Below are 24,937 nucleotides of genomic sequence, written 5' to 3'. Positions count from 1 at the left end.
GTTCTTTCGTCACCTTGACGAACAGAGAGGTCTATTGGAATACGCCTATAGATATCTCGTCGCTCCTTTGTCGCTCGCTCGATATGACGATGTTGCGCTCACTCGATATGACGAATTAAGTTGTTTTTGCACCGTCATTGCGAGGTACGAAGCAATCTCTTACTTAATTCTCTAAGAGATTGCTTCGTACCTCGCAATGACGGTTGTTTGGTTCCTCCTCGCAATGACGCGCTATTTAACTTATTTCGATTCCGTTTTATTTTTAATCGTTATTGTGCTTTTCTGATAGCCAAATCTGCCTTGCAAATCAGTTCCTTCAATTTTTATGGTGTATGAACCCGGTAAATCTGCCGCATAAAATGACAGCTTAGCTTTTCCGTTTTCGTCGGTTACTACGTTGGCATCCCAAAAAATGGTGGAGCGTAAATCGGGCAAGCCTAAGCTTTTATTTACACCATATTTTGGTGAGTAAAATTCTTTCGGCACATATGATGGCTGCGGCCGATAGACATATCCACCCTTCGTGGGGGCTATCCACGGCCCTTTTCCACTACGTGTAGTGATGTCTAGAAAAAAAGAGTTGCATCCTTTGTAAACGGTAATGTCTTTAATATCCTCAGCACTTAAGGCATTAAAAATATAGGTATTTGTAGGGTGCATAAAATCAGGCAATGCATTAGATGTACTTACGTTATACATATTTGTTAAGTTTCCAGCCGAACTACCCTGATAAGCCTCCTCCCGCCCTTCCACTATAACGGTGTTAATTTTATCGATGGTTACAATAGCGATTGGTTTTTGTCCGATCATATAAGTGGGCGACCTATGATTACGGGGTTTTCCGGCCGGAGGGAAGGGTTTTCCAGTTACTTCATCCAATCCCCATGCTTCTGTGCCAAAACAACCATCGGCGTAAAAACTGCCAGTAGTAAATCCGTCTATTCGCTCGTACAAAAGATCAAATAAGGTTTGCCTAGGTTTTTTCTTAAGTTCTTCTTCCGTTATTTTTTTAAATAAGGTTGCGTCCCAGGCCGTCTTTTGGATGAAATTCTTTTCTTTTATGTTGCCCATAATCTCCACTTCTTTGAGTTTATTACCTTCGAGTTTCAGTTGCGCTGTATCGATCGGTTTTTTCTGCTTTTCTACGGTCTTAAAATAATTTAAAGAAATGCTATCAGCATTTACATACCAAGGCTTAATGGAGATAGCATTTACCAGTTCTTTTGATGGCATAAATTCATCAACACTAATCACGCCGCCTGCCGTTTTACCCTTTGCATTTTTAATTTTGATGCTGTATGCCGCGCTATCCAAAAAAGGGATGTTCTTGAACGTAAACTTGCCTTCGGCATTGGTAAGGGTATCGGCAAAGAAAATACTCTTGCCGAGCGAAAGTAATTTTAAATCGATGTTTGGCATGGGTTTGTTGAGCAGTCCGGTTACCTTTCCTTCGATTAAATTTCCTTTTTCGGCCTTAAATTTAGGGGTTTCTAGGGGTTTTAAGATTTCCTTCCACTGGTAACCCACCCAAGATTGCGTTAATAGCAGCTGGTCTAGCGCTGCTGAAGTTGATGGTTCTTCATTAGTAAAATACCAATACGCTTCTTCAATATTCCCTTTTAAATTACTCTGTAGCAAAAAGTAGCTAGCCATATTGTTTTCGTTTTCAGTTTGCTTTACCTGTGTGTTATCCGTTACCGATAAGGCAAAGGTGCCGCTCAATGGCGATCCATCTTCTTTGCTTGCACTGATCTCGATCGAGATGCTATCTCTCGGCTGAAAGGTATGTTGAGCTGTCTGTAGTGTCAGCTTAATTTTTTGTTTGTGATTAATAAAAGCCTGACGTTCGTTCAATGGCAATTGCTCAGGAGAAAATAGGGTGAAGTGGATAATCCCATCGGGGAAATTGCTTTTGGCGAGCTTTAAGTTAGAAAAACCATTTTTTAGATTTATTGCAATGGTCATTATATTTTCATCTGCTGCTTGCGCAACTAGCTGATAGGGTTGGTCGATTCTTTTGGTTTCGCTGGCCTTGATATAAATAAGCAAAGAATCAGGTTTAGATAAATGATCGATTTTTAATGTGGTACCCTCATCTTTGGCACTTGGAAGCATTAGTTTTTGTTCTTTCCCATTAAGCGTGAAAATGGCAGCATAATTTTCGCCTTTTTGTGGGAGTAGGTAGAAACTACCCATTCCCCTGTGTAAACTTGCCGCTTCAGTGAGCACTTCATTTTTAGTATTTATAATCTTAAACTTAACATTTTTGCCCAGGCCATCTGCTCCGAGGGCTTTAAAAGCTACCTTTCCATAAATGCCATTTACCATATATCCGCCTTCGGGCATAAATTGTAAATCTATCTCATCAATGTCTTGCAATAATATAGGTACCACGGCTTTTCTGTTTCTATCTTTCTTATCGATAATATAAAAACTGTAATTCCCGGTAATCTTGTTATCGCCTAGTGGGATTTGTGTTTCAATGAGTCCGGCTTGACTAGTTTGAAGGTCGGCTCGCATTATTCTATCTTTGTCTTTCATTAAATACACTTCAACATCTCGTAGACCAGCGGCCTCATTTTTGATGTTCGTAAGCCTGATTTTAAGGTCTAAAGTTCTTTTTGTAGTTGAAGTGTTCAATTTTTGATACGAATCGACAAGTAGGGTATGATTACCAACATTGCCGATATAGATGCTTTTTTGAAAAAAATAATCGTTTCCAAAGTTCTGTTGCCAATTGCTATATGCCCTGATGGTATATGTTCCTTCAGTTAATTTTTTTAAGGTGAAATCGCCATAACCTAAGCCATTGTTTAATGAAATTGCCCTTTTGTCTACAACCTCGCTACTGTCGTTAAAAAGTTCAACATAGATTTTATCTGTGCGGTTATTTATGGTGTGATTTGATTCGAGTAGCACACTTTTAAACCAAAGGGTGTCGCCTGTATTGTAATAAGGTTTATCAAAAGAAAGGTATAGTTTTTCTTTTGGGAAGGCACTGTTGTAGGCTTCGATTTTATCAGATACCGTGGTTTTCTGCTGGGCTTTTAAGCCATAAGATAAACAGCAGAGCAATACATAGATGAAGAGCTTTTTCATAGGTTAATTTTTTTTCTTGTTTTAAGCGTCACCTCGAACGCTCTTTCGTCACCTCGACGCAAGGAGAGCTATTGGAATACGCCTATAGATATCTCGTCGCTCCTTTGTCGCTCGCTCGATATGACGATGTTGCGCTCGCTCGATATGACGAATTAAGTTGTTTTTGCACCGTCATTGCGAGGTACGAAGCAATCTCCTCGTGAATTTGAGCAAGTAGATTGCTTCGTCGTTCCTCCTCGCAATGACGCATGATATTAAAATCATTTCGATTCCGTTTTATTTTTAATCGTTATCTTACCCTTATAATATCCAAACCGTCCCAACATGTCTGTACCTTCGACCCTTATGGTATAGGTGCCGGGTTTATCTGCCGCATAAAAAGATAGTTTAGCTTTGCCGTTTTCATCTGCTACCACATTGGCATCCCAAAATAGCGTTGAACGTAAATCTGGGGTTGACGAATGATTAGTAACACTATATTTTGGACTATAAAATTCCTTTGCCATATATATAGGCAAGGGTTTATGCACATATATTCCTTTAGCAGGAGCAATCCAAGGGCCTTTTCCGCTACGGGTGGTGATGTCTAAATAGAAATAAGAGCAACCCTTATATACCACAATGTCTACAACATCTTCGGCGTTTAAGGTGGTGAATATGAATTGATTGATAGGAAATACATCAGGAATTGAATCGGTCATACTTCTTTGTTTCATGTCTTGATTAAAGTTATCGTCTATGCCTGTAGCAACCATGTGCGTGTTGACCTTATCAATCATTACATGAGAAACTAGCCTACTCCCAACTACATAATTATAAAACTTGTGTGCGGTATATCTCCCTACGCAAGAAGAACTCCATGAAACGCCTATTCCAAAGCCTGGAAGTTGCTCTTTTAGTAAGTCGATTAATTTTTTTCTTGGATTTTTTTCAAGTTCTTCTTTGCTTATTTTTTTATAAAATCTAGCATCCCAAGCCGTTTTAGAAACAAATTCACTTTCCCTGGCCTTGCTTTGTATTTCCACTTCTTTCAGCATATTCCCATCCATTTTGGGGCTCGATTGATCTAGTAGTTTTCGTTGATTGGCCAATTTAAAGTAGTTCAATAACGTAGTGCTATCTGAATTTACGTACCAAGGCGTTAGGGGTTTAAATGTGATGTTATCTTTCGCCGCCGTAAATTCGTCGACAATGATGGTTGCATCTGTTGTATTGCCCTTTGCGTTCTTGATTTTAATAGAATACGCCACGCTATCTAAAATTGGGAGATCCTTGAAAAGGAATTTTCCTTCTTTATTCGTTACCGTATCAGCCACATACATCGTTTTGCCCAAGGCCAATAATTTAAGGTTCATGTTAGGAAGTGGCTTGTTGAGAAAACCCAATACCTTCCCTTCAATTAAATTACCTTTTTCTGCTTTAAAAGCGGGGGTTGATTTTGTTTTTAGGATATCATTCCACTTATAGCCCACCCAACCTTGGGTTAATAGTAGATGGTCTAGAGCTGAAAATTTAGCTGAATCAGGATGGTCAAAATACCAAGCCGCATCTTCGATATTTCCCTTAATTTCGCTTTGCAGTAAGAAATAGCTTAAGATCGTGTTGTCATTTGTGTTTTGCTTAACCTGCTGATCGTCGGTAACCGAAATGCTAAATGTGCTACTTACAGGCAATGCATTTTCTGCAAATGCAGAAAGGGTTAATGCGATACTATCTCTCGGGTTGTATTCATCATTTTCTGTCTTCACTTGAATAGCTAGTTTCTTGTTGAAGTTTAAAAAAGCCTGACGTTCATTCAGCGCTTCTTCTTTTGGTGAGAAAAGTGTAAAATGTACAATGCCATCTGGATAGTTGTTTTTAGGCAATTTAAATGTAGCAAACCCATTCTTCAAATTAACGGGCAGGGTTGATGTATATCCTCCTGTAGTTTGCGCAATAAGCTGATAATTTTGCTCTTCTCTTTTAGATTCGCTTGCTTTAACATAGATTAGGAGCGAATCGGGTTTAGACAAATGATCTATCCTTAGGGTAGTGCCTTCATTTTTTTGGGCAGGTAAATCTACACGCTCTTCTTTTTTCCCATTAAAGGTGTAGCTTACCGCATAGGTTTCGTCTTTTTGTGGAAGAAGGTAAAAACTACCCATTCCGTTATGCGTAGTACTTAAATGGGCAACGGTTTCGTTTTTGCTGTTGATCACTTTTCCACTTATCTTAACGCCCACCCCGTTAGCTCCAATGGCTTTAAATGCTACTCTGCCATAAATTCCATTTACCATATAACCGCCTTCTGGCATAAATTGAAGGTCTAGCTTATCTACTTCATCAAGTATAATGGGCAAGGTGGCCTTTTTGTTCTTGTCTTTTTTATCGACAAAGTAAAGGCTGTAATTGCTATTTGCTGTAAAGTCGGGTAGAGGAATCTGTGTTTCAATAAGCCCGTTTTGAGAAGTCTGAAATTCGGCTTTTGTAAGGATGTTTCTATTATCCATTAAATAGATTTCTACATCTCGAAGTCCGGCAGATTCATTTTGCATATTCGAAAGCCTAACTTTCAGATCCAAAACTTGTTTTTTGTTAATCGTTTTCACTTTTTGGTAAGCATTGAGTAGCCAAGTATGTTCTCCTACATTGCCGATGCTAAAACTCTTCTGGAAGAAATAATCACTTTCGAAGTTCTGCTGCCAATTACTGTACGCCCTTATGGTATAGGTGCCATTTGGAAGATCCTTTTTAAGGGCAAAATCTCCATAGCCAAGGCCGTAGTTGAGTGCAATAGCTCTACCTCCAACAAATTGGCTGCTATCATTGAAGAGTTCTACATATATTTTATCTGTTCTTAGACTGGCAGTATGGTCGGCATTTAGCAAAAAACTCTTAAACCAAAGGGTATCACCCGCTTTGTAGTTAGGTTTATCAAAGGATAAATAAATTATTTCTTTAGGGAAAATCTTTTGGTAATTATCAATTTTTTGAACCAAAGAATTGGTTTGCGCATTTATCTTGAAGGATGAAGCGATAAGGATTAGGCATAGGTAAATGCTTGATTTCATGTGGTTTTCATTTGTGTGAATTAAAAATAACAATTAATTCACAAAAAAAACAAAAACTAACGAAATATTTAGTTAATTTTTAACGAAATGTTTAGTTAACTGCCTTTTGCCGACCTTGTCATTTGTTCTAACATATCCCACATCTCGGTGGGAATGGCTTCAAGTCCGTTCATTTGGCCCGCGCCCTGTAACCATTCGCCACCATCAATAGTAATCACTTCGCCGTTGATGTATCCTGAAAAATCGCTAATTAAAAATGCAGCCAGATTAGCCAACTCTTGATTTTCGCCAACACGTTTAAGGGGTACTCGTTTTTTGAAATCGAATTTTTCTGCTAAATCACCCGGTAATAACCGATCCCACGCCCCTTTAGTGGGAAATGGTCCTGGAGCAATGGCATTGGTTCGGATGCCATATTTGCCCCATTCTACGGCCAAGGAGCGCGTTAATGCCAAAACACCACCTTTAGCGCACGCCGACGGAACTACGTAGGCAGAGCCCGTAAAGGCGTAGGTAGTTACGATATTTAAAACACTTGCCTGTTGTTTTGCGGCAATCCAATGTTTTCCAAATGCTAAAGTACAATTTACCGATCCTTTTAGTACAATATCGATAATGCTAGAAAAGGCATTTGCCGATAAGCGCTCTGTTGGAGAAATAAAATTTCCTGCTGCATTGTTTACCAAGCCATCTACTTTACCAAATTTCTCGATGGTTTTTGCTAATACATTTTCCACTTGTTCGGGGTCTCTAACGTCGCAAGCAACGGCTAAAACTTGTCCACCTGTTGCAGACATCATTTCATCGGCCGTTTTTTGGATCACTTCTAATTTTCTGCTGGTGATGACTAAATTGGCACCAAGTTTTAGAAAATAGGTTCCCATTGCTTTGCCTAGGCCCGTACCACCGCCAGTTACGACTATGGTTTTGCCTTTTAAAGCGTTGTCTTTTAACATCGGTTCGTTGTACATTGAGTTGGTTGGTTGTTTTAATTTTTTGGTTGGTTGGGCATTGTCAAATTAACCAATTTACGAATTCGCTAATTCTTCCGTTGCAAGCTATCAATTATCGTTTTCAAAATAGCTCTTGTGCTGGGCGACCACCACTGCTTAAGCATAATGGCTAAATCGGTGCTTTGATCGGCACTGGTATTGGCAATTAATGCGCTTCTAATGTTTAATTTACTTTGCTGCCAAGTGGTACTCTCGAAAGCCATATATTTTCTGGCAGCGCGTTCGGCAGCAGTTAAAATACTTTCTTGTTTCACTAGTTCGTCTACTAAGCCGATTGCTAACGCATCTTCAGGATTAAATAATTTTCCTTCTAATAGACTTCTACTTGCATTGGCATTACCTAGCCAGTAAGAATACAAGTTAAAAATACTATTGGGTACAATGATCCCCACAGGCACCTCGTTTAGACCAATAATAAATTTGCCTTCAGCCATGATGCGGACATCGCAAGCTAGGGCAATTACGCAACCACCTGCCGGACTATGCCCATTAATTGCACACACTAAAGGTTTTTTAAATGCGGTAATCTTTGCCACAAAATTTAAGAAAAGATGCCAAAAACTTTCGGCTTCTTCTTCATTGTAATTATATAATTCGATGAGATCTAAGCCTGCCGAGAAGAAATTTTCCTTGCCAGTGATGATTGCGCCACCAATATTTTGGTCGTTTTCGATGTTATGTAAGATATCGGTTAGCTCGGTAACCATTTCTCTGTTTAATGCATTCGATTTTCCTCGATTAAGCGTGATAATGGCAAGTCTATCCTTTATGGTAACAGCAATTGTGTTCATATTTCGTTATTTTACTTCGTAAGTATAAACTTTTCTTCCCAAGTTTCCAAAGGTGTCTAAACCTTCTATGGTAACTTGGTATTTTCCGGGTGTGCCTGCATTAAAAAAGCTAAAGCTAGCTAAGCCTTTCTCATCTGTGGTAATCTTTGGATTCCAATATACGGTGCTTCTTAAATCTTGCAATTGGTTGTTCGTTTTTGGGTCGTCGTAATTTGGAACGTAAAATTCTTTTCTAACGCTAAAACCCGCATTGGTAATTTTTGCGGTATTGGTGGCAGAACTGATGGCGCCAGCGCCTCTTTTTGTAGTGACGTAAATGGTACCACCGCCACCTAACACTGATGTATTATACGAACTGGTTAGTATTTCAATGCCTTCCAAATCTTTCGGATTGATAGATTTTAAAAAATAGGGCTGTGCGCTCTGGTCAATTTCGGTACCGTCTACAATGAGTCTCATTACTTTATTTTTTCTGGTATCAACAACAATTCCATCCCCAGCAACCCTAATTCCAGGCGCTCTATGAAATACCATCATTACGTTATTCTCTACTTCAAGCATTTTTCTTGTAATCAGGTAATCTACCGATCCACTCGCATTTGCCGAGTTAGGCACATTTAAGGGAGATTTCATTTCTCGTTGTTTGGTAATCGTTACCGTATTTAAGGCAATACCTTCACCTTTAAATTTCCCCAGCTCTTGAAATGATTTTTTGGTGATTTCGAGATAAGGGGCAAGGTCTACAGTTTTACGAATGGTTTTGTAAGGTGTAACTTTCGGGCGTTGATTGAGTGTAAGCTTAATGTCTTTGTTCTGCCCTTTACCGTAAACCGATTTAAGCATAAAATTTACGCTATCGGGCACTTCCAATCTATCGAACACAAAATTTCCCCTAGCATCCGATACGGTATCTAGTTTTAGAAAAAAACCAGGCGTAGTAGAAATGAGGGTAACGTTTGCTTTTGGCAGGTCTATGTCATTAGCACCGGTAATTTTGCCGCTTACCTCTAAGGTAATTTCTGGTCTGAAACTAATTTCAGGTTCTTTTTCGGCCATAATATCTTCCCAAACAAATCGTCGCCAGCCTTGGGTAAGTAAAAGATTATCTAATTGTCTGATTTTATTCTCATCAACTTTGCTAAAATAGTAATTAGGTTGCTCTACAAAACCTTTAAGGTCTGAGGTAAGCAAAAGATTGGAGAGGATGGTGGTTTCATCATCTTCATTTTGTGCGATTTGTTTTAAATCGGTAATAGAAACAGAAAAACTAGCCTCAACCGGTTTTTTATTGCTATTTAGCGTGGCTAATTTCATTTCTGTTTTGCCTTTTGTTAAGGCTACTGAATTTGTATTTACATTTATATCGAGTGCGTCGTTATGGTTTACAAAAATTAGTCGCTCGCTAAGCGGTTTACCCTCTGCATCAAACGCTGTAAATTGTACGATGCCGGTGGGAAAATTCTCTAGTTTAATTGGCGTTATGGTAACCTCTTTAATAGGTGTAAAGGGAAATGAGGCACATACTACCCCATTGGCTTGAGCAATCACCAACACTTCTTTATTTCCAATCAATGCCGGAGTAGTCGCAATTTTTACGTTTATGGCCTCACTCGTAGCCGTTAATCCTAATGCATACCCGTTCTCTTTCACATCTGGAAGTTTAAACGCTCGCGCTTGCCCATCGGCCAAGGTTACGATTGCAGTATATTTTTCATTTTTTTCTGGCCTAAATGCAAAAGAGCCCATACCTGCATGCTCTGTTGTAAAAACAGCCACTTTTTCGCCATTATGATTTTCGATGTAGCCCGAAAGGTTGGCGCCTAATCCATCGTTTGTAACTGCTTTAATGCCCACTTTGCCTCTTACTCCAGCTAACATATTTCCCCCTTCTGGAAAGAACTGAAGGTCTAGCTCAATTTTCTCCTCTTTTTTAGAAGAAGCTGGCATTTTTTCGATTAAACTTCCAATAATTATGTCCTTTTGAAAGAAAAATCTGGCATCATAATTACGCATGTAATTGGTATAGGCACGGATGTGGTAATTCCCGGGGCTTAAGGAGTCGATGAGGGTAATATTACCATACGCTAACCCCTTAACGACCTCCAGTTTTGCCGTTTTCTTAATGGTATTGTATTGGTCGATCAGATCTACATACAGTACAGCACTCAACAATGAGGGTTCATTTTTTTCGGCTGTTACCACATAACCTTTTATCCACATATCTTCGCCAATGGCGTAATAGGGCTTATCGAGATGCAAATGCACCTTCTCTTGTGGGTAGTTAGCGGTTATTTTAGCGAGCTGTTTAAGCAGTTTCTCTAATGGCGTTTCATCTGCCTTAAACCCAAGGCTTATGCTAACAATTAATCCTATAATGCATATTTTAACTTGGTTATTCATGGTTACTTTACTTCGTAAGTGAAGATTTTTCTTCCCAAAGCGCCAAAGGGATCAAGACCTTCTATGCTAACTTGATATTTCCCCGGGGTGCCTGCATTAAAAAAATTAAATTTAGCGACTCCGTTTTCATCTGTAATCACATTTGGATTCCAGTAAATTGTGCTTCTCAAATCAGGCAGTTCTTTATTGGTAGTGGGGTCGTCGTAGTTTGGAACGTAAAACTCTTTTTTAGTGGTATAACCTCCATTTTTAACTTTTGCTGTATTGGTGGCCGGAATAAGGGTGTCGGAACCTTTTTTTGTGGTGATATAAATTGCACCACTAGAAGCATCGGGTCCTAAAACACTTGTAAAATAATCGCTAGTTAGCACTTCAATGCCCGCTAAATCTCTAGGATTAATGCTTTCTAAAAACTCTGGCATTTCTAATTGATTAATCTGTACACCATCCACTATTAACAACATAGGGAGGTTGCTTGACATTATTGATCTTCTAGCCATGGTACGAAAAACATATCTTTTATCTTTTATCATTTTTACCATTACACCTGGAACCTTTGAAAAAACAGTAAAAATATTAAACTCTTTCGCTAACTGTTCAGCTTTAATTAGCTGATTTGCCACTCCGCTAGTATTGGCAGAATTTTTTACATTTAAGGAAGACGCTACATTTCTTTGCTTGCTAATAGAAACCGTATTTAATAATATACCCTTGCTTATCATGTTTAATTTTTCCAATTCCTCAAATCTCGCTTTTGTACTTTCTAAATACGTAGAAATATTAATGCTGCTTCCGAAAAATGGTGCTGCCGTTACTTGCGGACTTTTAGTTAACGCAACCTTAATCGCCTTTAGGCCCTTGTCTGTTTTAGCTTGTATAATTAAATTCGTGCTATCGGGCAGGTCTAAGCCATCAAATATAAAATTCCCCTTACTATCAGAAACGGTATCTAATTTTAAAAGTAGACCAGGTGTAACTGAAAACAGGTTAACTCGGGCCCCGGCCAATGGTTTGTTAAATTCGTTGGTTATTTTACCACTTAATTCCAAGCCGAGTTCGGGTCTGAACGTTATAGTTGGTTCTTTTTCCATAGCAATATCTTCCCAGATAAATCTTCTCCAACCTTGTGTAAGTAAAAGTTGATCGAGTTGTCGTTCTTTATCAAGAGTGCTGTTATTGAAGTAGTAATTGGGCTTTTCAATGTATCCTTTAAGATCGGAGGTTAATAATAGATTCGAAAGGATGGTTATTTGATCATCTTCATCAAGCGGTACTTTGCCCATATCTGTTATAGCTACTGAAAAATTTCCAGCAATAGGACTTCCGCCGGCTTCAGCAACTTTTATGTCGAGCGCAGTTTTATGTTTAACGGTAGCATTTGTGCCGCCACTAACTTCAATTTTTAGCTGATCGTGATGATTTACAAAAATCAATCGCTCTGCAAGAGGTTGGCATTCACTATTGAATAAGGTAAGCTGAACAATTCCTGTGGGGAAGTTTTTAAGCGGAAGGGCTGCGGCACTATTTTGCTGATTAGGGGAAAATGTAAAAGATGCACACACTACGCCATTAGACTGTGCAACCACAAACATTTCTTTTCCTCCAACTTTATCTTTGCTAGCACCAACACGAACATTTATGTCATCATTTGCAACATTGGCCGCAAATGAAAATCCACTTTCTAGCGCCTCTGGAAGTTTAAACGATTTTTCTTCACCATTGGATAAGGTAACAATTGCGGTATATTTTTCCCCTGCTTGAGGTACTAGTGCAAAAGCGCCCATTCCTGCGTGTTCTGTACTAAAAACCGCTACTTTCTCTTTTTTCTGGTTTACAATTTTGCCTGTTAAGTTTGCGCCAAAGCCATCACTACGTACAGCTTTTACGCCAATTTTGCACCTGATGCCTATCAACATATTCCCACCCTCCGGAAAAAATTGTATACCTAGAGTAGGCTTGTCTTCCTTTTTGTTAAGGTTTGCCGTTTTTTCCATCACATTGCCAATGGTTAATTTCCTTTCGAAAAAGAAGTCAGCATCGTAATTCCGCATATAATTAGTGTAGGCACGAATACGGTAGTTCCCGGCTTGTAAAGAGTCTGTTAAACTAATGTTGCCATTTGCCAATCCATCTGTTACTTTGAGTTTTGCTGTTTTTTGTATGGCGTTGTTTTGATCGATAAGATCTACATAAAGTACGTTACTTAAAAGAGACGGTTCATTGCTCTCAGCGGTTACGAGATAAGCCTTCATCCAAATGTCTTCACCAATTGCGTAATAGGGCTTATCGAGATGTAAGTGCACCTTTTCTTGAGGGTAGCTTTTTGTGATTTTGGACAGTTGTTTCAATAGTTTTTCTAAAGGGGTTTCTTCAGCCTTAAAACCAAGGCATAAGCAGGCGATTACCCCTAAAACGCATGTTTTTAATCTAGTGTTCATCTATTTAACTTCGTATGTATAAATCTTTCTTCCCAAGTTTCCAAAAGTATCTAACCCTTCTATCGTAACTTGGTATTTTCCTGGTGTACCGGCATTGAAGAAACTAAATTTAGCTATTCCTTTCTCATTGGTAATTACATTGGGATTCCAGTATATGGTACTTCTCAAATCCAACAGTTGTTTATCCGTTTTCGGGTCGTCGTAATTTGGCATATAAAATTCCTTTTTAGTGGTAAAGCCAGCATTTTTCACTTTTCCTGTATTTGTAGCTGGACTAGGCGCACCCATCCCATTTTTAGTGGTGATGTAAACTGCACCCCCAACTGCATCGGGACCTAAAACACTGGTATTATAATCGCTAGTTAATACTTCGATACCAGCAAGATCTCTCGGGTTAATCATCCCTAAATAATCTGGCATATCAGTCTGATTAACCTGCACACCATCAATAATTAATAGCATAGGAGGATTGCCTCCCATTATGGATCTTGGGGCTCGAATTCGGTAGATGTATTTTCCTCCTTTCACCATTACACCTGGAATTTTAGAAAATACAGTGTAAATGTTAAACTCTTTCTCCAATTGTTCTTGTTTTACCAAGTGATCAACCGCTCCACTTGAGTTTGCAGAGTTTTTTACATTTAAAGGCGATTCTAAATTCCTTTGTTTGGTAATGGTAACTGTATTTAACAGAATCCCTTTATCAATCATATTTAATTTATCTAGCTCTTCAAATCTAGCTTTTGTATTTTCGAGGTAGGTAGCGATATTAATCGAGTTTCCAAAAAATGGTGCGGCCGTTGGTTTCGGGCTATTATTTAATATCAAATTTATCGCCTTTGAGCCTTTCTCTGTTTTAGCCTGCATCATTACACTTGTGCTATCAGGTAGGTCTAATCGGTCGAATACGAAATTGCCTTTGGCATCAGAAATGGTATCCAATTTTAAGAGCATTCCGGGTGTTAAGGAAACAAGAGTAATGCGTGCACCCGGCAATGGTTTTTTAAATTCGTCAGTTATTTTACCGCTCAATTCTAAACTAAGCTCGGGCCTAAACGTAATATCGGGTTCTTTAGAGGTGATGATGTCTTGCCACTTAAATCTTCTCCAGCCTTGCGTAAGTAAAAGGTTGTCTAATTGTCTAGCTTTGTCTGAGTTTGTGTCGTTAAAATAGTAATTAGGCTTTTCTATGTACCCTTTAAGATCGGAACTTAATAATAGGTTCGAAAGTATCGTTACTTGATCATCTTCATCAAGGGGTACTTTGCCCATGTCTGTTATTGCTACAGAAAAATTTCCATCCACCAGATTTCCATCATTTTGAACAACTTTTAAGTTAATCTCTGTTTTTCCTTTAACCGTAGCATTTGCAGCATTGCTCGTATAGATATTTAGCTGGTCGTGATGATTAACAAATACCAATCGCTCTGCAATAGGCTGGCTTTCGCTGTTGAATAACGTAAACTGAGCCATTCCGGTTGGGAAGTTTTTAAGCGGAATGCTTGCGGCATTATTTTGTTGATTAGGTGAAAATGCAAATGAAGCATACACTATGCCATTGGTTTGAGCAACCACGAACATTTCTTTACCACCAACGTTGTCCTTGCTGGCACCGATACGTACCGTTAGGTTGTCGTTCACAGTATTTACGGCAAATGAAAAACCACTTTCTAGCGCATCTGGAAGTTTAAATGATCTCTCCTCTCCATTTGGTAATGTAACGATGGCGGTATATTTTTCTCCAGGTTGAGGCAGAAGTGCAAAAGCACCCATTCCCGCATATTCTGTATTAAATAGCGCAACTTTTTCTTTTTTCTGGTTTACAATTTGTCCGGTTAAATTTGCACCATACCCATCGCTACTAACTGCTTTTACGCCAATTTTGCCTCTAATTCCTGCTACCATGTTACCTCCTTCTGGAAAAAATTGCACATTAAAGGTTGGTTTATCTTCCTTCTTAGTAACCGTTTCTGTTTTGTCCATTACATTGCCAATGGTTATTCTTTTTTCGAAAAAGAAGCTTTCATCGTAGTTGCGCATGTAATTGGTGTACGCTCGGATGCGATAATTCCCAGGCTGTAGCGATTCAATTAGGCTAATATTACCATTTGCTAATCCATTTGTTACTTCGAGCTTTATGGTTGCCTTAATTTCATTCTTTTGGTCGACCAGATCTACATAAAGTACCTTACTTAACAGTGATGGTTCATTTTTCTCGGCGTTTACAAGGTAGGCTTTTATCCAAATGTCTTCGCCAATGGCATAATAAGGTTTATCTATTTGTAAATGCACTTTTTCTTGGGGATAAGCTGCGGTAATTTTGGCGAGCTGTTTTAAGAGCTTTTCTAATGGGGTTTCATCTGCTCTAAAGCTTGAGCATAGCACAATGAGTAAGCTTAAGAAAAATGCTGGGATTAGACGTTTCATTGGTAGATAGGAGTTTATTTCACTTGATAGGTTAATACTTTTCTAGCTAGATTTCCAAATCCATCTATGCCTTCTATTACCATTCTATAAGTACCGGCCTGATCGGTATTAAAAAAATTGATGTTCGTTTTTCCATTTGTATCGGATACTAAATGGGGGTTCCAATATACGGTAGATCTAAAATCTGGCTTAGGATCGGGGTTGGTATCGTATTTCGGTGAATAGAACTGACGGTTGGCGAATAGTCCTTTTGGATAGTAGGATAACATACCGGGGGCATAATTTGAAATGCCTTTTCCTTTTCCGGTTTTAGTGGTAATTACAATAACTCCGTTTGCGCCTGCGTGGCCATAGATGGTTGTTGTGCCTATTGTTTTTAAAATTTCAATACTTTCTATATCTAATAAGGTAAGGTCGTTTAAACTGCCACTTGGAGCCTCTTCGCTGCCAGCATCTATAAATACAACGCCGTCTACAAATACGCTCATATTGCCCCCGTTGCGCATATTAGAGGGAAGCCCTTCGTTGCTAACATTCAATCCTGCTACTCTTCCGTTTAAAAACTGTGTTAATGTGACTGAGTTTTTAAGGTCGTTAGCATCAAAAATAGCATCGGCAACACCAGGGCCATTTAAGTTGGCCGAATTGGGTGCTTTATTTGGCTTTTCTCCAACAATCTCTACTGCTTTCAGTTTGTTTACTCGATTTAGAAATCCTCTTTTTTCCTGCTCATCCAAGTAGGCTGTGCTTTGTGTCAAATAATTTTTCAGCGCTTCATTTACGTTCACTTCTACGTCGGCCGAATTTGGATTTAAGGTTACCACTTGTCCTGGTAAATCGTCCATTACAATTTTTACATTTTTTTTGTTGGTAGCCGAAGTGGCTTTGATGGCAAACTGGGTGCCATCGTTAAAAGCAATTTGATCGAATGTGAATTTTCCATCGTCATCGGTTAAGGTGTCGATTGCAAATAGCCCAGCCGTGGATGATAAAAGACCTACTTTTCCTTTTGCAACGGGTTTGCCGGCCATAGTTACCGTGCCGCTAATTTTAATTCCTTTTTCGATAGGATAAATTAAAGTAGGGACTGTAAGTTTCCAATCAATTTTTCTCCATCCCTGCGTTAATAAAAGGTGATCGAGTTCGATACGAGTAGTTAACTCATTATTCATGAAATAATGGTTCGGCTTTTCTATATATCCCTTTAAGTCTGAAGTTAACAATAAGCTGGTTAGTAAGTTGGTTTCGTTCTCGGGATCGGGATTAATGATAGAGGTGTTGGTAATGGATACCGAAAAGCTGCCCTGAGTGGGCTTATCTGCATTGGTGGCCGTTATATCCATCACTACGTTTTCTCTCTTGCTATAGCTTTCTTTGAGCCCTTTCATGTTTAGTTCTATCTTATTATTGGTGTTGTTTACAAAGGCAATTCGCTCAGCAACGGGTAAGTTATCTGGAGAGAATAAGTTTATAGACATAATGCCAGAAGGAAAGCCGGATTTTTGGATTGTAACTACTGCAATCTGTTTTACGGTAGGTACTTTTGCTGCAAATAAGACCACGCCATTGTGGTGTGCTAATAAATTAAGATCGCCCTTATTTAAGAGGTCTGGACTAATCATTATCCTTATGGTTGTTTTGCTACTATCGATATTATTTACGCTAATCGCATATCCGCTAGTCTGCGATTTTGGCAAGGCGATGGATTTGGTGCTTCCATTTGCAAATTTCACTTTTGCGGTATAGGTTTTCCCTGGTACAGAAGTAAGTGAAAACGAACCCATTCCTAGATAAGTGGTTTCGAAATCCAAAATTTCTGTGCCGTCGTTGTCAATAATTTTTCCACTTATATTTTCGCCAAGCCCATTGGCATTCACCACTTTAACAGCTACTTTTGATGGAAGTCCATCTACCAATGTACCCCCTTCAGGAAAGAATTGTACATCCATATCTGTGGCCGTAGATTTAATTGGAATCTGTTTTGTAATCTTATTGCCATCGATAAACGTGATGGTGGCCTTTATTAATCCTGATTTTTGTGTATTTGGAAGGGTCAATTTAGCTTCACCAGCAGCAGAAGTCATCACCATTCCTTTTGCAGTGCTTTTTCCATTAAGCATGACATCGAAGTTAACTTGATGGTTGACATACGGGGCGCCATTTTTGTCGGCAAAAACAATGGTAGTAATGTTGTTTTTAAACGAGGTTTTGGTAAATACTTTATTTGTCCAACCGTTGCCAATTTTTATGGTTTTATCGAAAAAGAAGGATGGTCCTGCATTTCTCATCCATTGTGTATAGGCGCGAATTCGATAATTTCCTTCCTCTAATGAATCGGTAAGTTTAAAATCGCCCCAAGCAATCCCACCTTTCATGGCCAGTTTAATTTGCTTTTGCACCGAATCTCTTCCATTTATAAGCTCTACATACAAAATGTTGCTAAGTGCCGAAGGCTCATTGGTTTTACCGTTCACTACATAAGCTTTAAACCATATATCGTCGCCAATGCTATAATATGGTTTATCTAAATGCAAGTGTACTTTCTCTGTGGGGTATTTTTTTGTAAACTCTTCGAGTTTTTTAAGTAGGTCTGCAAAGGGGTCTTCTTGCATTGCAAAAGCACTAAGTGAAACCATAGAGATTAGGCTTAGCCATAAAAGTGTTGTTTTTTTCATTTTATTTAACGTCATAGGTAAAAGTTTTTCGGGCAAGGTTGCCAAACAAGTCTATTCCTTCGATTACTACACGGTATAAACCCGGACTATCAGCATTAAAATAATCGAATTTAAACTTGCCATCTTTGTCTGATACGATAGAGGGATTCCAATATATAGTGGTTCTTAAATCGGGTTTTGGGTCAGGTTTGATGTCATAGCGGGGAGAATAAAATAGTTTGCTTGGTGCATAACCTTTCGGACTATAGGTGATAATGCCTGGCGAGTAAACCGAGGTTAAGGAGCCCCCACCACGTTTTGTGTTAATTACGAGTACGCCATTACCTCCTCGAGCGCCATAAATTGCCGTATTTCCTATGCTTTTCAATACTTCAACGCTTTCTATATCAAAAACGTTAATATCATCTAATGTAAAATCTTGCATATTCATCCCATCTAAAACAATAGCCATAGGATTAGCAGATTGTCGAGAATAGGCCTGCCCATTGCGAACAGTAATTCCCGCAATTCGGCCCATTAAATACGTAGAAAGGAGTGTCACGTTCTCCAAATCTTTTGCCGTGATAACGGCATCTGCATGCCCAGCACCGTTTAGGTTTGAAGAATTTTCAACTTGTTTTTTTTGGCCAATAATTTCAACTTTTTTTAGTTGTATGGTACGATTAAGCATCCCACGTTTAGTAAGCTCGTTAAAATAATCATCGCTTCCGGCTAGGTAATTCTTTAACTCGTCGTTTACGTTAACTTCTATGTCGGCCATGTTTTTGTTGGGGGTAATAAGTTGCCCGGGTACTACATCGAGTTTGATAAGTACGTCTCTCTTTCCTTTTTGATTTCGGGCTTGAACAATAAATCGCACACTGTCGGGGAATTCGAGATTGTCGAAATTAAATCGACCATTAGCATCAGTTAGTGTATCGATAGCAAAAAGCCCTTTGGATGAAGAAAAAAGGGAAACTTTTCCATTAGGTACCGGTTTACCTCCATTTGTAGTTATGGTGCCACTAATCCGAAGTGAAGTTTCGGGCTTAAAATTGTTAACCATCTGAGAACTGTTAACCGCCTGCCAATTTATCTTTCGCCAACCTTGCGTGAGTAAAAGATGATCGAGTGCTGTTCTTGTTTTAGCATCATTATTCATAAAATAATGGTTCGGTTTTTCAACATACCCTTTCAGATCAGAAGTTAAAAGCAAACTTGTAAAAATATTACTTTCATTTTCTAGGTCGGGCGCTACGATCGAAGCATTGGTTACGGCGACTGAAAAACTTGCCTGCGTTGGTTTGTTATTGTTTGTGCCTAAAAAATCGAGATTCATTAATTCTCTTTTGGAGTACGATTCGCTAAGATTGCTTCCGCTAATATTGATTTTGTCGAGTGCGTTGTCTATAAACACTAAGCGTTCGGCAACGGGTATATTTTCTGCATTAAAAAGGGTTAGCGTAACGATACCCGATGGGAGTTCGGCTTTAGGGAGACTTGCTATCGCGATATTTTTTGCAGTAGGTACTTTCATGGAAAAATAGATGTTTCCATTTTTTTGGGCCAATAGGTTAAGTGTTCCCTTTCCAATTAAATCGTCGGTAAGTAATATTTTGATGGCAACTTTAGCCGTGTCGTTAGTATTAATACTTAAAACATACCCACTACTTTCAGTTTTTGGGAGGTTGATGATTTTCTCACTTCCATTTTTGAATTTTATTTTAGCTTGATAGGGTTTATTTGCGAGGGGATTTAAATAGAAACTGCCCATTCCTAGATACGAACTTTCGAAATCTGTAATTTCAGTACCCTCATTATCTATAATAACTCCTTTAATATCTTCGCCTTTGCCTTGCGCATTTACAGCTTTAAAGGCAACTTTATTGGGTAGCCCCTGTATAAAACTTCCGCTTTCTGGGAAGAATTGTACATCAATAGTGGTTGAAGTAGTTTTAAGGGGTATAATTTTCGTGATTTGCTGCTTATTGGGCAGGGTTAATATAGCTGTTATTTTTCCCGATTTGTAAAGGTTAGGTTGCGTGTTTACAATGGGGATACTAATTTCTCCATTTTCATTTGTAGTGGTTTTTCCTTTGGTTATGGTGCGAGCGCTCAGCTCAACCACATAGTTAACATCGATGTTTGCATAGGGTTTGCCGTCATTATCTGAAAAATTAAGGGTACTCTTTACTTTTTCAGTGGTACCGTCTTGAATAAAAATATAATCTGTTTTTACAAATACTTTATTTGCCCATGAGTTGCCAATTTTTATGGTTTTATCGAAAAAGAAATCGGGACCAGCATTGCGCATCAGTTGGGTATACGCTCTAATTCGATAATTTCCTTCGCTAAGCGTATCAGCTAGTTTAAAATTGCCCCAGCTAATTCCAATTTGCATGGGTACTTTAAGTTGTTTCCTCAGTGAATCCTTTTCGTCGAAAAGTTCTACATACAAAATTTTACTAAGCGTGGTTGGTGCCGAAGTTCGAGCATCGAGCACATAAGCTTTGAACCAAATATCGTCGCCAATGGCATAATAAGGCTTATCGAGATGAAGATATACTTTTTCTTGAGGATACTTTTTAGTAAATTCTTCTAGCCTCTTTAGTAAAGCTGCAAATGGATCATCAGCGATTACAAAAGCAGATAGGCCAAGCAAACTAACAAGCGCCAAGCAAAGGGTAAACAGCTTTGTCTTCATAGGTGTGTATGAATAATAAAGCCTTAAGTTACAAAACCTAAGGCTTATAAAAAATAAATATATTAAAAAGTTAGTTGATTTGTTTAGAATGTGTTTTTCCACATCATGCTTTCAACAGGTTTTGTGGTTTTATGGTTGTATTTGGCATTATCTTTTGTATTATACATGGTGGTAATATCGCCATCAACCGCAAAATAAATTAATTGCCCGATAGGCATACCTGCATAAATGCGAACAGGTTGCGCACAAGAAATTTCTAACGTCCAGGTATTACAGAAACCTACATCGCCTTTTCCAGCTGTAGCATGAATATCAATGCCGAGCCTGCCTGTGCTACTTTTGCCTTCTAAAAATGGTACATGAGCATGTGTCTCGGTATATTCTAAGGTTACACCTAAATATAAAGTGCCAGGTTGCAGTACAAAACCATCTTTAGGGATTTCGAAATGCTCAATTTTGTTATGTGCTTTGGCATCTAAGACACGGTCTTTATAGGTGGCTAAATATTTTCCTAAATGTACATCATACGAGTTTGTACCTAAGCAATCTAATCTAAAAGGTTCAATAATTATTGTCCCTTTATCTATTTCTTGCAGGATGTGTTTGTCGGATAGTATCATTTTTGAGTATTTTGGACTAAATTATAATTATTTTAAGATACTTTTGCATTACTTTTTTAAATAAGAGATGCCGATAGTTTATCAAAAAGATATTGACGAGCAAACCAGTCTTGCGGTTTGGAAAATTGAAGAAACTGAAGAACAATTACTTTCAGGTTTGCAGTTAAAGCAGCATGAGCTTGATGTAATTGCTTCCTTAAGTAATGGAAAGCGTGCATTACATTGGCTAAGTACGCGTTTATTGCTGAGAAAAATGCTAAATACGAGCGATTATATCGACTGCCGGATGGACGATCATGGCAAACCCTATTTGGTAAATAGCGACACCTACATCTCTTTAAGCCACTCGTATGATTATGCGGCCGTAATTATTAGTAAGGATAAAAAGGTTGGTGTTGATATTGAGTTGATAAAGCATAAAATAAAAAGCATTAAGCATAAATTCTTATCAGATCTAGAGCTGGCGCAAAAGCAGATCGGCGATAATACCAATGGCCTTTATGTAAGTTGGTGTGCCAAAGAAGCCATTTATAAATGGAATGGTCGTAAAGGCCTAGAATTTAAACAACATATCCACATTAGACCGTTTAAGTTAAAAGATGAAGGTGTTTTACAAGCATTGGTAGAATTGCCAGAAGGTACAAAAGCATTGGATGTAAATTACTTTAAAACGAAAGATGGCTATATGTTGGGTTATGTTGCGGGCAATTAGTCGATAAAAACATAGCTCACGGAGTTGCTTTAATTGGGCTATATTTTTACCCTATAAGGATTATAAGGCCATATAATTTTGGCACGTTTTCTAAGCGCAAATAAACTGTAAATTAGTATATGAACAAAGTAACTGAATTTATAGATTGGGGGCTGATTGATTATCAAGCCGCATGGGAAAAGCAAGACCTCTTGTTTAATGATACGGTTGCTTTAAAAGGCAAAAATCGTACTGAAAACACCGCTATACCCACTCCTAACTATCTTGTTTTTTGCGAACACCCGCATGTATATACCTTGGGTAAAAGTGGGCGGCCCGAAAATTTATTATTAGATGAGAAGGGGCTAGCAGAAAAACAGGCTACCTATTATAAAATTAATAGGGGTGGTGATATCACGTATCACGGACCTGGGCAAATTGTGGGCTATCCGATTTTAGATCTGGATAATTTTTTTACCGACATTCATTTATACTTGCGAACGCTCGAAGAGGCAGTGATTTTAACTTTGGCAGAGTATGGTATTGTGGGAGGCAGATACGAAGGCTACACTGGGGTTTGGTTAGATGCAGATCATTCAAAAGCAAGGAAAATTTGCGCACTAGGGGTGCGCTGCAGTCGCTGGGTAACCATGCACGGCTTTGCTTTTAACGTAAATACAGATTTAGATTATTTTAAGAACATTGTACCTTGCGGGATAGATGATAAGGATGTAACTTCGATGGAAAGGGAGTTGGGCAAGCCTTTGGTGATGGAAGAGGTGAAAGAGAAGTTAAAGGGGCATATTGCTGCGCTTTTTAAAATGGAAATCTAATTTTCGATAAAACTCGTAGGTAATTGTATGAACGTTAACCTACTTTTCTTGTCATTATTCGTATTATTGGGTTGTACAAAAAAAATGGAAGAACCAACAATCTTGAATCTCGACAAACCTGTATTAACCTATTTAGCTTTAGGCGATTCGTATACCATTGGCGAGTCGGTTGCCGCTAGCGAATCTTTTCCATACCAGTTTGCTGGGCAGTTAAGCGTTCAGGGTTTAAACGTTGCTAACCCGAAAATAATAGCCAAAACAGGGTGGACAACAGACGAATTGCAAGTTGCCATAAAGGCTGAAAAGTTAAGCGAGACTTTTGATTTTGTGACCTTGCTAATTGGTGTAAATAATCAGTATAGAGGCTATTCGAAAGTAACTTATCGCAAAGAGTTTAAAGAATTATTACATACGGCCATCAGCTTTGCTGGAGGAAATAAAAAACGTGTATTTGTGCTTTCTATCCCCGACTGGGGGGTTACGCCCTTCGGTTTATCAAGTGGAAAAAGTACGAAAGCAATTGCCGCCGATATCGACGCTTTTAATGCCATAAATAAGGAGGAAACTTTGGCACAAGAAGTAAGTTATACTGACATTACACCGGCTTCGAGAAATGCCGCCACAGATTTATCCTTGGTTGCAAAAGATGGCCTACATTATTCTGGAAAGATGCACTTACAGTGGGCGATGAGTATACCGAGTATTAAATAGTTGGTATCGAGTATCAAGACTGGGTTGCCTAACTTGAATTGCGTATCATACCTCTTGCTCTTGCTACTCGCTAACACTCTGGCAAACTAATCGGAATATTTGTTGCCAAGCCGCCGTCAGAAGTCTCCTTGTATTTAGAATTCATGTCTAAAGCCGTCTCCCACATAGTATTTACCACAGCGTCTAAACTCACTTTAGCTTTATCTGGATTGCTTTGCAAGGCAAGCTGGCTAGCAGTAATCGCTTTTATGGCCCCCATGGTGTTGCGTTCAATGCATGGAATCTGAACCAAACCACCTATAGGGTCGCAGGTTAAACCCAAATGGTGTTCCATCGCAATCTCTGCTGCCATGAGAACTTGTCGCTGAGAGCCTCCCAAGCACTCTGTTAGGGCTGCTGCGGCCATTGCTGAAGAAACGCCAATTTCTGCTTGGCATCCTCCCATTGCTGCCGAAATGGTAGCGCCCTTTTTAAATATGCTGCCTACTTCTGATGCGCACGCTATGAACTGAATAATTTTATCATGTTTGTAACCATCACAAAAGGTAATGAAATAATGCAGCACAGCAGGAATTACGCCAGCTGCTCCGTTGGTTGGGGCAGTTACTACACGGCCGAAAGCTGCATTTTCTTCATTAACAGCAAGCGCAAAGCAGCTTACCCAATCTAAAATGTAGTTAAACCCATTTCCACCATTTTTAATCGCTTCGATCCAACTATCGTAATTGTTATACTCTTTTGCAGAAAGTAATTTTTTATTCAGGGTTGCTGCTCTTCGCGCTACCTCTAGTCCACCAGGTAAAAAGCCAACCGTATGGCAACCCCTATAGGTGCATTCTTTCATTACCGTAAAGTGTTGGAGAATGCCTTTTTTGGTTTCAGTTTCTGTTCGCCAGGCCGCTTCATTTTCCATCACCACTTCACTTACTTTTAGGCCGGTAGATAAGCACCAATGCAATAATTCACTTGCTTTTTCTACAGGGAATGGAAGGTCTACTTGTTCCTTTTCGCTACCGTTTTCTCCTTCTTTAACAACAAAGCCCCCACCAATAGAGTAATATGTTGCTGAAAAAGCTTTGCCAGAGGCCAAAAATGCCTGAAATGTGACTGCATTTGGGTGGAAAGGCAAGCTTTCTGTAAAAAGGAAAATTAGATCATCTGTATACGAAAATTGAAGAATTTGTGAGGCACCTAAATTTAGTTGCTGTGTTTGTTTTATATCTTCAATCGTACTATCAATGGCATTTACGTCGAACGTAACGGGGTCTGCTCCAGTTAAGCCTAATAAAATAGCAATATCAGTTCCGTGTCCTTTCCCGGTTTTTGCTAAAGAACCGTACAGTAATATTTTAACTTGAATTACTTCGTTTAGTAAGTTTTGTTGCGTTAACGAATTTGTAAATTGTTGAGCAGCACGCCAAGGGCCGAGGGTATGGGAACTCGAGGGTCCAATACCTATTTTAAAAATATCAAAAACGGAGATTTGTTCATTTGGCATATGCAAAT

14 protein-coding genes are annotated in these 24,937 nt (G+C 38.9%); 3 read left to right on the top strand and 11 right to left on the bottom strand.

The genetic code is table 11. The features are described 5' to 3' along the window. Window positions 1-240: 240 nt before the first annotated feature. From WG904_RS10825 to dcd, 10 genes are all read right to left on the bottom strand, one after another. Window positions 241-3,099 carry a hypothetical protein gene (locus WG904_RS10825; protein WP_339579328.1) on the bottom strand — a complete coding sequence of 953 codons (2,859 nt, stop codon included), beginning with the start codon at window positions 3,097-3,099 and terminating at the stop codon, window positions 241-243. A gap of 260 nt (window positions 3,100-3,359) precedes the next feature. Beyond that, window positions 3,360-6,149 (bottom strand): hypothetical protein, encoded by a 2,790-nt coding sequence (locus WG904_RS10820; RefSeq protein ID WP_339579327.1) that lies wholly within the window; start codon window positions 6,147-6,149, stop codon window positions 3,360-3,362. 95 nt (window positions 6,150-6,244) lie between these two features. Beyond that, a complete protein-coding gene (locus WG904_RS10815) occupies window positions 6,245-7,120 on the bottom strand; it encodes an SDR family oxidoreductase (protein WP_339579326.1) in 876 nt (291 codons plus the stop codon). A 68-nt stretch (window positions 7,121-7,188) separates the two neighbouring features. Continuing rightward, a complete protein-coding gene (locus WG904_RS10810; protein WP_339579325.1) occupies window positions 7,189-7,953 on the bottom strand; it encodes an enoyl-CoA hydratase/isomerase family protein in 765 nt (254 codons plus the stop codon). A gap of 6 nt (window positions 7,954-7,959) precedes the next feature. Next, window positions 7,960-10,353, bottom strand: coding sequence for a TonB-dependent receptor (locus WG904_RS10805; protein ID WP_339579324.1), 2,394 nt, complete (start codon window positions 10,351-10,353; stop codon window positions 7,960-7,962). A 2-nt stretch (window positions 10,354-10,355) separates the two neighbouring features. Next, window positions 10,356-12,791 (bottom strand): hypothetical protein, encoded by a 2,436-nt coding sequence (locus WG904_RS10800; protein WP_339579323.1) that lies wholly within the window; start codon window positions 12,789-12,791, stop codon window positions 10,356-10,358. Then, window positions 12,792-15,218: a TonB-dependent receptor plug domain-containing protein gene (locus tag WG904_RS10795; RefSeq protein ID WP_339579322.1), complete on the bottom strand. Its 2,427-nt coding sequence runs from the start codon at window positions 15,216-15,218 to the stop codon at window positions 12,792-12,794. It abuts the gene before it with no gap. Between the two features lie 14 nt (window positions 15,219-15,232). Beyond that, window positions 15,233-17,908, bottom strand: coding sequence for a TonB-dependent receptor plug domain-containing protein (locus tag WG904_RS10790; protein WP_339579321.1), 2,676 nt, complete (start codon window positions 17,906-17,908; stop codon window positions 15,233-15,235). Then, window positions 17,895-20,576 (bottom strand): TonB-dependent receptor plug domain-containing protein, encoded by a 2,682-nt coding sequence (locus WG904_RS10785; protein ID WP_339579320.1) that lies wholly within the window; start codon window positions 20,574-20,576, stop codon window positions 17,895-17,897. The genes WG904_RS10790 and WG904_RS10785 overlap by 14 nt, the downstream gene beginning before the upstream one ends. An 83-nt stretch (window positions 20,577-20,659) precedes the next feature. After that, complete coding sequence (gene dcd, locus WG904_RS10780; RefSeq protein ID WP_339579319.1) at window positions 20,660-21,196, bottom strand: dCTP deaminase; 537 nt, start codon at window positions 21,194-21,196, stop codon at window positions 20,660-20,662. A 67-nt stretch (window positions 21,197-21,263) separates the two neighbouring features. Between dcd and WG904_RS10775 the strand changes: the two genes are divergently transcribed. The 3 genes from WG904_RS10775 (at window position 21,264) to WG904_RS10765 (ending at window position 23,431) form a co-directional block, all read left to right on the top strand. Beyond that, the gene (locus WG904_RS10775; RefSeq protein WP_339579318.1) at window positions 21,264-21,908 is read left to right on the top strand and encodes a 4'-phosphopantetheinyl transferase family protein; all 645 of its coding nucleotides are present in this window, start codon (window positions 21,264-21,266) and stop codon (window positions 21,906-21,908) included. Window positions 21,909-22,027: 119 nt separating this feature from the next. Beyond that, complete coding sequence (gene lipB, locus WG904_RS10770; protein WP_339579317.1) at window positions 22,028-22,720, top strand: lipoyl(octanoyl) transferase LipB; 693 nt, start codon at window positions 22,028-22,030, stop codon at window positions 22,718-22,720. Between the two features lie 84 nt (window positions 22,721-22,804). Next, window positions 22,805-23,431 carry an SGNH/GDSL hydrolase family protein gene (locus WG904_RS10765; RefSeq protein ID WP_339579316.1) on the top strand — a complete coding sequence of 209 codons (627 nt, stop codon included), beginning with the start codon at window positions 22,805-22,807 and terminating at the stop codon, window positions 23,429-23,431. A gap of 70 nt (window positions 23,432-23,501) precedes the next feature. Here the strand turns inward: WG904_RS10765 and WG904_RS10760 are convergent, their stop codons facing one another. After that, entirely contained in the window at window positions 23,502-24,929 is a 1,428-nt protein-coding gene (locus WG904_RS10760; RefSeq protein WP_339579315.1) for an L-serine ammonia-lyase, read from the bottom strand. Between the last annotated feature and the right edge of the window lie 8 nt (window positions 24,930-24,937).

Origin of the sequence: Pedobacter anseongensis, assembly GCF_037482965.1 — a bacterium.
GTDB lineage: Bacteria > Bacteroidota > Bacteroidia > Sphingobacteriales > Sphingobacteriaceae > Pedobacter > Pedobacter anseongensis.
This window is presented reverse-complemented; position numbering and strand designations above follow the sequence as displayed.

Excerpts from the sequence above, each read along its gene's own strand:
- WG904_RS10815 (WP_339579326.1), bottom strand. The coding sequence starts at position 7,120 with ATGTACAACGAACCGATGTTAAAAGACAACGCTTTAAAAGGCAAAACC.
- WG904_RS10820 (WP_339579327.1), bottom strand. The coding sequence starts at position 6,149 with ATGAAATCAAGCATTTACCTATGCCTAATCCTTATCGCTTCATCCTTC.
- WG904_RS10810 (WP_339579325.1), bottom strand. The coding sequence starts at position 7,953 with ATGAACACAATTGCTGTTACCATAAAGGATAGACTTGCCATTATCACG.
- WG904_RS10775 (WP_339579318.1), top strand. The coding sequence starts at position 21,264 with ATGCCGATAGTTTATCAAAAAGATATTGACGAGCAAACCAGTCTTGCG.
- WG904_RS10795 (WP_339579322.1), bottom strand. The coding sequence starts at position 15,218 with ATGAAACGTCTAATCCCAGCATTTTTCTTAAGCTTACTCATTGTGCTA.
- WG904_RS10760 (WP_339579315.1), bottom strand. The coding sequence starts at position 24,929 with ATGCCAAATGAACAAATCTCCGTTTTTGATATTTTTAAAATAGGTATT.
- dcd (WP_339579319.1), bottom strand. The coding sequence starts at position 21,196 with ATGATACTATCCGACAAACACATCCTGCAAGAAATAGATAAAGGGACA.
- WG904_RS10825 (WP_339579328.1), bottom strand. The coding sequence starts at position 3,099 with ATGAAAAAGCTCTTCATCTATGTATTGCTCTGCTGTTTATCTTATGGC.
- WG904_RS10765 (WP_339579316.1), top strand. The coding sequence starts at position 22,805 with ATGGAAGAACCAACAATCTTGAATCTCGACAAACCTGTATTAACCTAT.
- WG904_RS10790 (WP_339579321.1), bottom strand. The coding sequence starts at position 17,908 with ATGACGTTAAATAAAATGAAAAAAACAACACTTTTATGGCTAAGCCTA.
- WG904_RS10785 (WP_339579320.1), bottom strand. The coding sequence starts at position 20,576 with ATGAAGACAAAGCTGTTTACCCTTTGCTTGGCGCTTGTTAGTTTGCTT.
- WG904_RS10800 (WP_339579323.1), bottom strand. The coding sequence starts at position 12,791 with ATGAACACTAGATTAAAAACATGCGTTTTAGGGGTAATCGCCTGCTTA.
- lipB (WP_339579317.1), top strand. The coding sequence starts at position 22,028 with ATGAACAAAGTAACTGAATTTATAGATTGGGGGCTGATTGATTATCAA.
- WG904_RS10805 (WP_339579324.1), bottom strand. The coding sequence starts at position 10,353 with ATGAATAACCAAGTTAAAATATGCATTATAGGATTAATTGTTAGCATA.